Consider the following 12,736-nt stretch of genomic DNA (forward strand, 5'->3'; position numbering starts at 1 on the left):
ATGAGAAGGAGACAGAAAATTGGTACGGCGATCTTAGCGCTTTTCACAATTTTTGTTATTGCAAGTTATTTCTCAGTCCCCAAAGAGGAGCTTGACAACTGGGAAAACGTAGTATACTGGATCAATTACCCCAAAAGGGCAAAGCCTGTTTGGTTAGGAGGGATTTCAACTGTTAAGCTAACTCCCGAGCTAAACTGGTCATCCCAAGGATACAGCTCCTATGTTTACACCTATGAACATAAATACGATGAGAAGCCCAACGACATTGCGGTTATCATATCTCATCCAGCTCTTCATGTTATTGACGTAAAGAGACCGGATGGGATTTTAGTTAATGTTTATGATGGGATGCTTTTTCAGAATATTACCTTGAATACAAACGATAGAACTGCCCTCTCAATTTTTAGAGCATTGAGGGAGAGGTTCAACTTAACTGACGCTGATTTAGGAACAAAAACACCTACAGAGCTGCTTTTTTCTGCTGATTCAAATTTTGACACACTAAAGGGCACTTATACTTTCAGAGTTCTATGCAACTGCTCAGCCCCTCCAGAAGTCATCGTTTATGGGACAAGTTATGGACTGCTTGGAACTGACAGCTATGGTAGGGATATATGGGCGGGATTTGTTAAGGGCATGGTTAATACACTCTATTTGGCACTATTCACAACATTTATGATAATTGCTTTGGGTCTTATGCTCGGCTTAATCTCTGGCTACTTTAGAAACCTGTTCTCTTCCATAGTCACATTTTTCTTGGAAGTTCTTACAGCCCTTCCAATTTTGTCCATCCTCGTTGTTCTCACGTGGGTCATGTCGAGGCAGGGCATTGGGGCTCGTGTTGAAGTTAATCCTATAAAGTTCATGCTTTTGGTCTCGATATTGCTGGTAGGTAAGTTTGCCAAGACTATCAGGATAATGACAATCCAAGAAAAGTCAAGAGAGCACGTTACTGCCAGCATCTCTTTGGGGGCTTCGGGATTTCATGTCATCAGAAGGCACATTTTACCGGTGATTTCAGAGTACAGCGTTAGGTACTTCACATTTTTGATGCCAAGAATTGTTGCCTTGATTTCAATCTTCGGCTTCTTTGGATTAATACCTGGCGTAAACTGGGGCTCATTCGTTGTTGAGGCTTTACAACAAGGAGCATTATACGGGGGGTACTGGTGGTGGGTGCTTTCACCGGGATTTGCCATGGCATTCTTAAGCTTGGGCTTTGCTCTGGTTGTATCTATCGATAAACCCCTAACTCTCTCTTAGCTTTGTGTACACTAAAAACACAGCAAGAACTACCAAAAGCTCTGCTATTACCAGAGGCAAATCATACGAATAGTAGAGCCTGTGAATATGTACAAGACTTGGAATAAAGAGCATAAGAGCCAACAGAGTACTTACTGGGCACAGTATTAAGAAGTCTTTGAATGAGAAGCTGGGATTTATGTCAGCAACCACAAGCTTGGAAAGGTAGTAAGATAAAGACATCAGTAGCGCAGTAAATATTAAATAGCCCCCAATTACTTTCTTTCCAAGTTTTTCACGATCCCACACGGCATATATGACTATTAAAGGCATAACCCCAATATATGCCTCTAACCATGCAGAGAGGTCTTTTAAAAATCCATAAGGAGCATCAAAGTTAGCAAAAGCTACTGCTCCCGGCTGGAGGACAGCCAGAGCAAGGAGGTTTATTAAGAGAAATTTGAGTTGCTCCCTCTTCAAGAATGCCACCATGTCAAATTTTAGTTTTGCAGTATTTATTTTTTTCTTGTTGTTTCAAATTCAAAATTTTAGAATTTTCTTGCTCAAAAAAGTTAAATACTAAAAGAGCAAACCAAAATCAGTAAGTGGAACGTTTCGAAACGTTCTTTTCACCGGGTTCCTAAAATAAGCCAAAATCCCATTCATATCTGGTGATGTCCATGAGAATCGCTTGGGCACTGATGGTGTTGCTTCTGGGGAGTTTAGTGCCATTGAGTGTAGCCCAAGAAGAAGCCAGCAACACAACAGAAATTCAGCAATTAAGCCTTGATAACGCAACAAGGGAGCAGATAATTGCAGAACAGCTTATCAACCAACTTATGAGATTGGATAAATTCACTGAAAAGAGAATTGAACCCATTAGAGATAAGCTTCCTGAGAACTCAACAATATTGATACATTATGAGAAAGCAAAAGAGTACAAAGAGAAGGCACTTGAAGAGTTTAACAACGGCAGTTATTACAACTCGATACTCGATGCATTAACGGCTATGCACCATTACAAGATTGTTTTAAGGGAGCTAAAAGAAGGAAAAGAAAAAGTTGAAGATGCAAGAGAATGGATAAGAGCAGAGATAGAGAGGACAATCAGATACTTTAAATTCGTTGAAAAAACCATTAGAATGGCTGAAAAAGAGGGAATTGATGTCAGCAACTTGACAGTGCTTTATAATGAAACAAAGCAAGCATATAAGGTTGTGTTAGAGGATATTAAGGCAAAAGATTTTGGAAAAGCACGAGAAGACCTCCAAGTAGCGAAAGAAAAGAAGATGCAGCTCGACAAAGAACTGAGGAGAGTTAGAAAAGAGCTGGCTTATGCAAACGCTGACAGGATTGTAAAAGGGTTTTTAACGAGAACGAGCAGAGGTATTGCCTTTGCTGAGAGGGCTATACAAGAGGCAAAAATTAGAGGAATAGATACTGCCGAAGCGGAGGATAAGCTTGAGGAGATAAAAGCAATTTATGATGAAGTCAAAAGCTTGGCAGAACAAGAAAAATGGGAAGATGCTTTAACGGTTATAATCAATAACAAAGCAGAGATTGATGCATTTTTCAGGAGCCTCAATAGAATTCATGAAAAATTCGCTGAAGAGAAAATAAAAAGAGACGCTGGAGCATTTCTCCGGGAGATGCAAGATAGGATTAGAAAAGATACCAGAGCATTACAAGAGCTCAAAAGAAGAGGAGTTGATACAAGAAGGGCTGAAATTGAACTTAGAACCGCTGCACAGGAGTTACAAATAGGATTAAGGCTGCTCAAAGAAAGAAAGCCCGCCCTTGCAAGGGAACATTTTGGGATTGCACTGAGGCTCCTTTACAGTGTTGAGCAGTTTATCCTCTCTCATTCCTGATTTTTTATTTTGGAGGTGAGTAAATGAAGAAATCCATAACTCTGATTAGTCTCGCCTTGCTTATAATTCCACTGGTCAGTGCTGAGTTTACGGTTTCTGAATTGGAACTCACCATTTACAGAGATGGGTATGTTGAAGTCAGTTATCAAATCATTCCAAGTGATTATGCTGTTCAAATAAGTGTCCCTCTTTTAGGTGAGAATTACGAAAACCTCATTGTAGAAGATGAAAATGGCAATCCCCTTAATTTTGAGATTTCTGGGAATAGTGTGGTTATTTATGTTGATGATGCTCAACTTATAAAACTCTCATATTACACTCCTGATTTAACTTCCAAGCATGGACTTGTTTGGACTCTAAACGTTTCTTCACCTTATCCGTTTAAGGTTGTGCTTCCCCAAAACGCAATAGTTGTTGATCTTAGCGATATCCCCCTTTCAATAAGCGCAAATGTAATCTCTATGCCACCCGGAAACCAAAGTATCTCATATACTCTGGGATATGGGGTAGAAAAAGCTTCCCAGAATTGGGTATACTATCTCATCACAAGTGTTCTGATTATCAGCGCAGTGTTTATTGGAATAAAGCTGATCTCCAAAAGGTCCTCAAAGAGCATTAAAATTGACCGGGAGGCATTTCTAAAAAAGATGGAGAAGTTTGATCTAAATGACGAAGAAAAAAGCGCATTGCTGTATATCCTTGAAAAAGGTGGTAGAGCAAGCCAGGCTGAAGTAAGAAACGCCCTCGGACTTCCAAAAACCACTGCATGGAGGATGTTTAAACGTCTTGAGAAGCAAGGATTAGTAAAAATAATCCGGGGGAGGAAGGAAAACTGGGTGGAGCTTAAGTTTTAGAAGCGGATAAATATAAGTAAACCCTCAGCCTTACATTTTCTCTCTGCAAATGCTTTTTTATAAAAGAGAAACTCGGAGAAACGTTATGAAACGAGCAAAGTCCAGCGGGTTCCTAATATAGAGAGAACACATACTTACTATCAGGTGAGAACCCATGAAGATGAGTATGAAAACACTGCTGGTGCTCTTCATAGGGGCACTGATACCTCTAAGCACTGCATGGGCGGCAACCAACACAACCGCAGTGAGCAACGTTTTAGTGGTCAACGCCACGAACGTGACCAACACCACTCCTGTTAACATGACCAACGTCACCAATACAACTACAAAGAACACGAGCGCTGTTCAGGCGTACAATCTGCTCCTGATACTGGACAAGGTCGCCAACTACACTGCAGGCCTGATGGCCGAGCTCAATGCGAGCAACGTCACGATCTCTAACTACACCCTTGATCTCTACTCCCAGGCTGAAACAGCCCGTGCCCAGGCGTGGGAGCTTTACAACACCGGCAACTACAGCGAGAGCATAAACGCCTCCATGAATGCCCTCTACCTCTACAAAGAGGCCATAGAGGAGCTCACCGACTACTACGAGGAGCACAAGGAGAAGAAAATGGAGGAACAGTACGAGTACTATGAACTCATAATGGACGCTAAGGAGGAGCTCCAGAGAGCCAGAGAGTACTTCCCCTACGTGGAGAAAGTTATCGCGGAGGCCAAAGCAGAGGGCCTCAACGTCACCTACGTCATGGAGCTTTACAACGAGACTAAAGCGGCTTATATGGTCGTCGCCCAGGATCTTGCCAGCGGCAACGTCACAGCCCTCAAGGCGGACCTTGAGTATGCGGAAGAGCTAATGGACAAGCTTGAGGATGCCGTTGAGGAGCTCCAGGAGCAGATAGTCAGCGCAAAGGCCGATGAGATAAGCCAGGCCTTCATGGAGAAGCTCCAAGAGCAGATGAAGCTCATGAATGAACTGCTTGCCATGCTCCAGAACTCCACGATAAACGCCACGTACCTGCAGGAGAACCTCATGGAGCTCCAGACGATGTACGAGCAGTTCAACGCCCTCGTTGAGAGCGGCCAGTATGAGGAAGCCCTTGACATGCTCCACGACATCAACGAGGAGCTGAAGGAGATAATCGAAGATACCAAAGAGATAGAGAGGGAGTATAAGGAGGAAATAGAAGAGAAAGGAGAGCACAAGGATGAAAAGGACAGCGAAGATGAATACGAAGATGATCACAAGAAGACGGACGAGCACAAGGACGAATACACCAGTGATGAGAGTGAAGATGACCAGAATGGGAACTATGAAGAACAAAGCGACAATGATGATGGCAACACTGGAAACTACGAAGAGCAGGAGTCTCATGATGAGGATAACGGCCAGCATGAGGACTCTGAGGATAACAACGGAGACGGGGAACACAACGGTGAAGACGAGTCGGAGGATGAGGAGTGAACATCTTTTTAAGTATCTTTTTCTTGGTTTTAAGAATATTTTTAAGGGGAATTTCTTAACTTCTGGAGGTGCTGAGATGAGGAGCAAAGCAGCAATAGTGCTGGCAATTGCACTCATGATTCTGCCTTTCATAAGCGGGCAGTACTCCGTCGAGTCTCTAAGCCTTACAGTCTATTCCGACGGGTACGTTAAGGTATCTGAGGTCATTATCCCAGAAAACTACACGGTCAGCTTTTCCATATCACTTCTCGCCACCAACGTTGAAGGGCTGACCGTTATCGATGAGAATGGGAATCCTCTACCGTACAAAATAAACGGTTCCATTCTTACCGTATACTTCGAAAACGCCATCCCAATTAAAATAACTTATTATACTCCCGATCTTACATCAAAGAAAGGAGCAATATGGAGTGTCCATTTCAGTTCAACCATCCCCGTTAAAATCACGTTTCCAGATAACGCTGTTATAGTTGACCTTACAGATATACCTCTCGAGATAAATGGGAACTCAATTCTCATGCCCCCTGGAAATCAGACGGTTTCTTATGTCCTTGAATACAGACCAGTAGGAACTGAGGCTCCAGCTGCCCCAACATTGGGAACAACCACTAAATCCTTCAACTCAACGGTACCATCAAGCCCAGGCTCTTCATCTCAGAGTTCAAGCACTTCCAGCGAAGGCTCCATGAACTGGACGATGGTTGGTATATTGACCCTCCTTGCCCTTGCCGCCGGCGGGGGCTTTGTCTACATGAGGCGTGGAGGAGGAGAAAAAGCCATCGGCATCAGCAGGGAGGACTTTGAGAGACGCCTCAAAGAGTACGAACTGACAAAGGACGAGGAGAAGGCCCTGCTCTACCTGTTTGACAGGGGCGGGAAGGCTAAGCAGGCCGAAGTCAGAGAGATGCTTGGGATTCCTAAGACGACCGCCTGGAGGATGTTCCAGCGCCTTGAGAAGCAGGGGCTGGTGAGGGTTTACAAGAAGAAGAGAGAGAATTGGGTGGAGCTAAGGCTTTAACGAACTCTTGCTCCCAATTTTACTTCTTTATCTGGCATGAGCAGAGCCACGTTCTCACCGTCGTCAGCCGCTAAGAGCATTCCCTGGCTTTCTACACCACGGAGTTTCTTCGGCTCAAGATTTGCAATGACAACAACATATCTATTGAGCAACTCCTCTTTGCTGTAGTACTTCTTAAGCCCAGCAACAAGCTGTCTAACCTCTTCGCCAAGATCAACTTTAAGGACATAGAGCTTGTCCGCGTTTGGATGGTCTTTGACCTCAACAACCTTCCCAATCCTTAACTCAAGCTTAGCAAAATCATCGAACTTTACATATTCCATCTTTCCGCCTCCCATTCTTTCTTTCTTCTCAAATTTTTTTCCATAAATGCTCTTAAGTATTGCCATTGCCTCTTCCTTTCTCTTCTCTCCAAAGTTCTCAAGGGTTACCCTTACAACATCCTCCATCTTGTAGTATTTTTCAAGGAGAAGCTTTGCACTCTCCGGATTTCCCCTGGCGATGTGCTTGACTATAAAGAGTATGATGTCCTCGTCAGTGACCTTCCTGAAGAGTATCTCAGCTTTTCTGACCTTATGTCCAGCTGGAATCTCTGTGAACTCCCAGCGCTTGAGCTCCTCAAGATTTAAGAGGTGCCATATTTTTTCGCCTGCATCTGGGAGGAAGGGTTCAATTATAATTCCCAGGGCTTTGACGATCTGGAGCGAAACATTAACTGTCGTTGCTGTTCTCAGCTTATCAGTCTTTGCGGTCTTCCAGGGTTGCTGGTAATCGAAGTAGCGGTTTCCGAAGGTAGCAAGCGCCATTGCTCTTTTCAGTGCGTCTTTGAAGCGGTATTTTGCTATTAGCTCTCCAACTTCCTCAAAGGCTTTCTCAATTTCCTCAAACGCTTGTCTATCCAATTCATCAAGTTCTCCCCTCTCAGGGACCTTTCCATCGAAATATCTGTTAACGAAGGTTAGAGCCCTATGGACAAAGTTTCCAAGGATGTTGACCAGCTCCTCGTTTATCTTGGCCTTGAAGTCCTTGAAATTAAAATCGGAATCCCTTGTTTCGGGCATTATTGCTGTTAGATAATAGCGGAGATAGTCAGCCGGGAATTCATCCAAGAATTCGTGAACCCAAATAGCCCAGTTTCTGCTGGTTGAGAACTTCTTGCCTTCTAAGTTGAGATATTCATTGGCCGGAATATCATAGGGCAATAGCCACTTAAATTCTCCATTTTTATCTTCAAACTTCCCGTAACTCATTAAGAAAGCTGGCCAGAAAATTGCGTGGAAGGGTATGTTATCTTTCCCGATGAAGTGGATTATTCTTGTCTCTTCCCCATCATAGTTTGCCAGCCAGTACTTTTTCCACTCTTCTTCCTTACCTATGCGCTTGAAGTACTCAATCGTTATTGATATGTATCCTATTGGTGCCTCAAACCAAACGTAGAGGACTTTGCCGCTCATCTCTTTGTCCTCAAGCGGTACTGGAATTCCCCAGTTGAGGTCTCTTGTTATAGCCCTCTCTTCAAGTCCCTCTTTTATCCATCCAAGAACGGTGTTTCTAACATTGGGCTTCCAGTGTTCATTGCTCTCAATCCACTTTCTAAGCTTTTCTTGGAAGTCCTGCATTTTAATATAATAGTGGGCAGAATCTTTAAAGGTTATGGGATTTCCGCATATATTGCACCTTGGGTTTATCAAAATTTCAGGGGTTAGAGGTCTACCGCAAACTTCACACTGATCCCCTCTCTGCTCCTCAGCTCCACAGTAGGGACAAGTTCCGATTACATATCTATCCGGAAGAAACATCTTATCGTGCTCACAGTAAGCCTGCTTTGTTACCTTCTTTACAAGGTGTCCGTTCTTAAGGGCTCTTAAGAAGAAATCCTGGCTGACCTTGTAGTGAACTGGCAGCTCTGTTCTTCCGAAATAATCAAAGCTTATCTTAGCTCTTTCAAAAGTGGTCTTTATATGTTCATAGTAGTAGTCAACAATTTCCCTCGGGCTCTTGCCTTCTTTCAATGCCCTGAATGTTATCGGTGTTCCATGCTCATCAGTCCCACATATGTAAATAACATCTTCTCCTTTCAATCTGAGATATCGGACAAAAATATCAGCCGGCAGATATGCTCCAGCCAAATGTCCTGCATGGATGGGGCCATTAGCGTAAGGCAGGGCTGATGTTACCATATACCTTGTCATCGTTATCACCTCGAAAAACTAATGTTATTGGCTTTATAAGTGCTGTGAAATTTAAACATTACGGTGGGTTATTTTCGGTAAATGGAAATATGCTTAGTTGTGCATAAACAGGTGTTGTCTCTACCGAACATTATTTAACATGAAAGCAGAAGGTTTCTTGGTGGTTTAATGAAAGCCCGAATAAGAGAAAGATTCAAATTTGATGCAGCTCATGCTGTTGTTATTAATGGAGAGCCAGAGGAGATTCACGGTCACACCTTTAGACTTGAAGTAGTTGTAGAGGGGGAGCTCAGGGAGGGGTATATAATTGACTTCTTGGAGCTCAGAAAGATTGTTGAAAGTGTCATAGCTAATTTGAGGCATAAAAACCTTAATAAATTTTTTGAGAATCCCACCACTGAAAACATAGCACTGTGGATTGCCCAGAAGGTTGAAGAAAAGCTACCTCCAACCATTAAGCTCCAGAAAATCGTCCTTTGGGAAGGAGATGAAAACGGAGTTGAATTTGAATTTTAACCGTTCACCAGTGCATCTCTAAACCTAATATAATAAGTAAGCACTACCAAAAACATTAGGCACCAGATTCCAAAGGCAACCTCCCATGCCGGATAGATGTCAAGCAGGGGTCCGATGACCATTAAACCCAAGGGAGTCGAGATATTCACCAACATTCCAAGAGCAGAAAATACTCTCCCCCTGAGCTCACTTGGCACCGCCCTCTGGATTTTTGCTTGCAGAGGAATGTTGATTATTGCACTGCTGAAGCCCCAGAGAAGATTTATTACAAGCAGAGATATGAAGATAACTCTTATGGAGAGCTCTGTAAGAGGCGAAATTAGAAGGACAAAGGCAAACATCACAGCACCGTTGAAAAAGAGGGATCTAAAGAAAAATCTCCCTGCTCTTCTTCCAAGCCTTGCTGCAACTAAGATATTGCCCAAAAGCATGCCGACCATGAGTGTTGACTGCAGAACTCCAAATTGCTGACTTGACAGCTTTAATACTACCCTATAAACATACGGCTCAAGCACAGACCCAAATGGCTGACCCAATGCATTCATAAACAGGGCGAAGCTTATCAAAATCATGAGATATCGGCTCGATCTTAGAAATGAAAGCCCCTCCCTGATATCTGCTATGATTTCATCGAGACTCTCTATCTCCCTCGTCTTCCATTCATACCGTATGAAGATTTCAAAGAGACCTGAACCAAAAAAGCTGAGAGCATTTATCGTAAATGCAAGCTTTATGCCACCAATTGCATATATCAACCCACCAAGGGCGGGTCCAATGAGGCGGGCAATGATTGTGAAAGAGCTCACTACAGAATTCGCCTTCTCAAGTTTGTCAGATTCAACCAGATCAGGAAACATGGCACTTGTGGAGGCTCCAAAAAATGTGCTCATTATTGCAAGAACAATCTGCAGGATAAGGAGCTGATATATCCCAAGGAGGTTGAGAAAAACAACTCCAAAAAGGAGGACTCCCCTAAGCAAATCAAAACCAACCATCAGGGCTTTTCTGTTGTATCTATCTCCTACAACACCTGCAAAGGGCATGAATATCAGGGAAGGTATGATATCAGCCATAACAAAAATGCTCATCATACTTCCGCTTTTGGTTTTGTCGAGAATATACAGGGGGAGGGCAACTTCGTGAACTGCCCATCCTATCTGAGACACAAATCTTCCAACTGCGAAGAGCCAGAAGTTTTTCCCCAACCCTGTCATTTATAGTCCCCCATGCATTCTGTAACTTTTATCATCACAGTTTTGTGTAGTATGCCCTTTTGTGGTATGTTTTTTAATACTTATGATTAGTATATAAAAATTTATCGGAAGCTTGAATCAAAAAGATTTTTAACGGGTGGTCAGGCTGGATTAATTCATGAAAGTCCCAGAAATGCTAATCCTAATTGCCTTCGGCCATCTAATTGGGAGGAAGTTCAATCTCGCTAAAGTTGGGAGGTTTGCGAGTAAATACCTGCTCGCATTCTTGATATTCGGGAACATAGCGAGCAAGTCTCTTGACTATCTCCTCAGCATAAAGATCGTGTTCATATATGCTGTCCTTGTGATCGTTATATGCCTGCTTTCATCTTATCTTTATGGATATGCTTTTATCAAAGATCACAAGTGGAGAGGGGCGCTTATCGTTCTCTCTGTGTATCCGAATTTATCAGCTCTGGGCTTCCCCATAGTAAGCCTTTTTGTAAATGACATAACACCGGCTGTGATTTATGCCTCGATAACATCAATGACCGTTGTGCCGATTGTAACATTTGTGGCGTCCCATTTCTCAGACCATGCTTCCACCCTAAAAGAGAGCCTGAGAACTTCCCTGTTTTTTCCTCCATCAATAGCAACAGTGCTGGGAGTTACTGCAGTTGTGCTCAACATTAAGATACCCTGTTTGAATGTCATAAAAAGAATTGGCTGGCTCACAATTCCCCTTCTCCTAATTTATTTCGGCTCAAGAATAACGCTGAAGAGGTTCACCTTGAAAAGTTTTGCTGAAGTTTTGGTCTTTCGATCCTTAATACCAGCAGTTTTTGTTGTGACGACACTTTACGGTTATAGTGAGGAGGTATTCTACTCCGTTTTAGTTGAATCAGTAATGCCCCCAGCTATATCTGCAAATGCGATTCTTGCATACTACAACCTAAAAGCAGAAGATGCCATAAGTGCAACCTTTGCCCATACCATCCTGACTTTGGCAGTATTTATTGTGTTGGGTATTTTAAGATAAAAAATAACAAAGAAGAATTACTTCCCAGCAATCCTGACATTTTCAAAGGCAATCCACGGAGTTATTGCTGTTCCGTGGAACGGAATTACTTTCTGCTCTTTGCTGATTTCGTAAATCTGATTGATCAGCTCGTAAACATTGCCACTCATCATGAAGACCGTTGAGCCTTTAATCTCACCGTTCTCAATTAGAAACGCCGGATTAGCGACGACGGCAAAGTTTCCATTGTCCGGGTTGCTTGAGTGTGCTCCTTGGAAGCCATCAATGAGGTAGCCGTGGTCAATCTCAGCTATCAAGTCGCTTAGGTTCTCTTTTCCTTTCTCAATGACAATGCTGTGGAACCCTATGCCAATTCCGCCCGTTGAGAGGTTCCTTGTTCCGTTTCCAGTGCTTTCTGTCCCATAAACCTTAGCCCAGTAGTTGTTCCATACGAAGCCTTTGAAGACACCGTTTTCAATGAGCATGTTCTTTCTCGTTGGAACTCCTTCATCGTCAGCTATAACGGGTTTTAAGCTGAGTTCATGGAATGGATCATCGTAGATAGTCAAAAGCTCGCTTGCAATTTTTTGTTCAACTTTATTAAGCAGGGGTGTTGTTTCTTTAACTGCTCTCTCACCGCTGAACGCTGGGAAGAGGGCATAGCTTAAAAGAGAAGCCACTGCCCACGGCCCAACTATAACCTTTGCCTCCTCGGTCTTGCTTTTCTCAACGTTGTAGGCCCACTTGACTTTTTGGGCAACATCTTCAACCACTTTCTCAACCTCAAGGTTCAAGCCAAGTTTGGCATCAAATTCAAATATGCCCGGGGTTACATTGCCATTTTTCCTCCCAATGAGCTCGAGGTAGAAATAAGCCCCTCCTCCTTCCTGGAAGACATCTATACCATGAGAATTCACTATTAAGCTCTCGCTCCACTCTGCCCCTCCTCCGCCTCCAGCAACCACAAAATCTTTGTCCTTCTCCAGAGCAAGCTTGATGGCTTTGGTTGCTAAGTCCACAAAGTAGTCTGGAGAAACCTCCTTGACTTCTTTGCTTATCTTCTTTGGCTCTCTGTATTTACCTGGCTCTGGAAGTGAAACCCACTTCTCGTCTGGAGCGTTTAGCTTAGCCATCTTGTATGCTTCCTCAATCGCCTTCTTGATTTCCTCTTTATCCTTGCTGTCAACTATGCTTATTCCTATGCGCTTGTCTTTTATGCCCCTTATCACAGTAATTGTTCTCTGTCTCACGGAGGAAGTTGAAACCTCATTGAGTTCAATGTTAACTCCAACGTCTCTGTTTCTGTAAACAGCAATCTCAAGCTCATCAAAAAACCTTTCACCAAAGCGGATGAGCTCTTCCATTTC

At 43.1% G+C, this 12,736-nt stretch carries 11 protein-coding genes; 7 read left to right on the forward strand and 4 right to left on the reverse strand.

Annotated elements, in window-relative coordinates; all coding sequences use genetic code 11:
- Complete coding sequence (locus TERMP_RS03655) at positions 1 to 1,263, forward strand: ABC transporter permease (RefSeq protein WP_013467007.1); 1,263 nt, start codon at positions 1 to 3, stop codon at positions 1,261 to 1,263.
- Here the strand turns inward: TERMP_RS03655 and TERMP_RS03660 are convergent.
- Positions 1,249 to 1,722: a hypothetical protein gene (locus tag TERMP_RS03660; RefSeq protein WP_013467008.1), complete on the reverse strand. Its 474-nt coding sequence runs from the start codon at positions 1,720 to 1,722 to the stop codon at positions 1,249 to 1,251. The two genes, TERMP_RS03655 and TERMP_RS03660, sit on opposite strands and share 15 nt — an antisense overlap.
- Positions 1,723 to 1,916: 194 nt before the next feature.
- Between TERMP_RS03660 and TERMP_RS03665 the strand changes: the two genes are divergently transcribed.
- The 4 genes from TERMP_RS03665 (at position 1,917) to TERMP_RS03680 (ending at position 6,450) form a co-directional block, all read left to right on the forward strand.
- Positions 1,917 to 3,113, forward strand: coding sequence for a hypothetical protein (locus tag TERMP_RS03665; protein ID WP_237702862.1), 1,197 nt, complete (start codon positions 1,917 to 1,919; stop codon positions 3,111 to 3,113).
- 23 nt (positions 3,114 to 3,136) lie between these two features.
- The gene (locus TERMP_RS03670) at positions 3,137 to 3,967 is read left to right on the forward strand and encodes a helix-turn-helix transcriptional regulator (RefSeq protein WP_013467010.1); all 831 of its coding nucleotides are present in this window, start codon (positions 3,137 to 3,139) and stop codon (positions 3,965 to 3,967) included.
- Positions 3,968 to 4,121: 154 nt separating this feature from the next.
- On the forward strand, positions 4,122 to 5,432 hold the full coding sequence (locus tag TERMP_RS03675; protein WP_013467011.1) for an ICP22 family protein: 1,311 nt from the start codon (positions 4,122 to 4,124) through the stop codon (positions 5,430 to 5,432).
- A gap of 76 nt (positions 5,433 to 5,508) precedes the next feature.
- A complete protein-coding gene (locus TERMP_RS03680; protein WP_013467012.1) occupies positions 5,509 to 6,450 on the forward strand; it encodes a helix-turn-helix transcriptional regulator in 942 nt (313 codons plus the stop codon).
- On the opposite strand, the gene metG is transcribed toward TERMP_RS03680, so the two are convergent.
- A complete protein-coding gene (metG, locus tag TERMP_RS03685) occupies positions 6,447 to 8,642 on the reverse strand; it encodes a methionine--tRNA ligase (RefSeq protein WP_013467013.1) in 2,196 nt (731 codons plus the stop codon). The genes TERMP_RS03680 and metG overlap by 4 nt on opposite strands.
- Before the next feature lie 168 nt (positions 8,643 to 8,810).
- On the opposite strand from metG, the gene TERMP_RS03690 reads away from it, so the two are divergent.
- The gene (locus TERMP_RS03690; RefSeq protein ID WP_013467014.1) at positions 8,811 to 9,158 is read left to right on the forward strand and encodes a 6-pyruvoyl trahydropterin synthase family protein; all 348 of its coding nucleotides are present in this window, start codon (positions 8,811 to 8,813) and stop codon (positions 9,156 to 9,158) included.
- Here the strand turns inward: TERMP_RS03690 and TERMP_RS03695 are convergent.
- The gene (locus TERMP_RS03695; protein ID WP_013467015.1) at positions 9,155 to 10,372 is read right to left on the reverse strand and encodes an MFS transporter; all 1,218 of its coding nucleotides are present in this window, start codon (positions 10,370 to 10,372) and stop codon (positions 9,155 to 9,157) included. The genes TERMP_RS03690 and TERMP_RS03695 overlap by 4 nt on opposite strands.
- A 157-nt stretch (positions 10,373 to 10,529) precedes the next feature.
- Here TERMP_RS03695 and TERMP_RS03700 point away from each other — a divergent pair, with 157 nt between their 5' ends.
- Complete coding sequence (locus tag TERMP_RS03700; protein WP_013467016.1) at positions 10,530 to 11,390, forward strand: AEC family transporter; 861 nt, start codon at positions 10,530 to 10,532, stop codon at positions 11,388 to 11,390.
- A gap of 17 nt (positions 11,391 to 11,407) precedes the next feature.
- On the opposite strand, the gene TERMP_RS03705 is transcribed toward TERMP_RS03700, so the two are convergent.
- Positions 11,408 to 12,733, reverse strand: coding sequence for a TldD/PmbA family protein (locus TERMP_RS03705; RefSeq protein WP_013467017.1), 1,326 nt, complete (start codon positions 12,731 to 12,733; stop codon positions 11,408 to 11,410).
- Positions 12,734 to 12,736 lie beyond the last annotated feature (3 nt).

Source organism: Thermococcus barophilus MP (genome assembly GCF_000151105.2).
GTDB classification, from domain to species: domain Archaea; phylum Methanobacteriota_B; class Thermococci; order Thermococcales; family Thermococcaceae; genus Thermococcus_B; species Thermococcus_B barophilus.

What these genes read in the sequence shown, in the direction of transcription:
- TERMP_RS03655 (WP_013467007.1), top strand. Translation starts at nt 1, where the DNA reads ATGAGAAGGAGACAGAAAATTGGTACGGCGATCTTAGCGCTTTTCACA.
- TERMP_RS03665 (WP_237702862.1), top strand. Translation starts at nt 1,917, where the DNA reads ATGTCCATGAGAATCGCTTGGGCACTGATGGTGTTGCTTCTGGGGAGT.
- TERMP_RS03670 (WP_013467010.1), top strand. Translation starts at nt 3,137, where the DNA reads ATGAAGAAATCCATAACTCTGATTAGTCTCGCCTTGCTTATAATTCCA.
- TERMP_RS03675 (WP_013467011.1), top strand. Translation starts at nt 4,122, where the DNA reads ATGAAGATGAGTATGAAAACACTGCTGGTGCTCTTCATAGGGGCACTG.
- TERMP_RS03680 (WP_013467012.1), top strand. Translation starts at nt 5,509, where the DNA reads ATGAGGAGCAAAGCAGCAATAGTGCTGGCAATTGCACTCATGATTCTG.
- metG (WP_013467013.1), bottom strand. Translation starts at nt 8,642, where the DNA reads ATGACAAGGTATATGGTAACATCAGCCCTGCCTTACGCTAATGGCCCC.
- TERMP_RS03690 (WP_013467014.1), top strand. Translation starts at nt 8,811, where the DNA reads ATGAAAGCCCGAATAAGAGAAAGATTCAAATTTGATGCAGCTCATGCT.
- TERMP_RS03695 (WP_013467015.1), bottom strand. Translation starts at nt 10,372, where the DNA reads ATGACAGGGTTGGGGAAAAACTTCTGGCTCTTCGCAGTTGGAAGATTT.
- TERMP_RS03700 (WP_013467016.1), top strand. Translation starts at nt 10,530, where the DNA reads ATGAAAGTCCCAGAAATGCTAATCCTAATTGCCTTCGGCCATCTAATT.
- TERMP_RS03705 (WP_013467017.1), bottom strand. Translation starts at nt 12,733, where the DNA reads ATGGAAGAGCTCATCCGCTTTGGTGAAAGGTTTTTTGATGAGCTTGAG.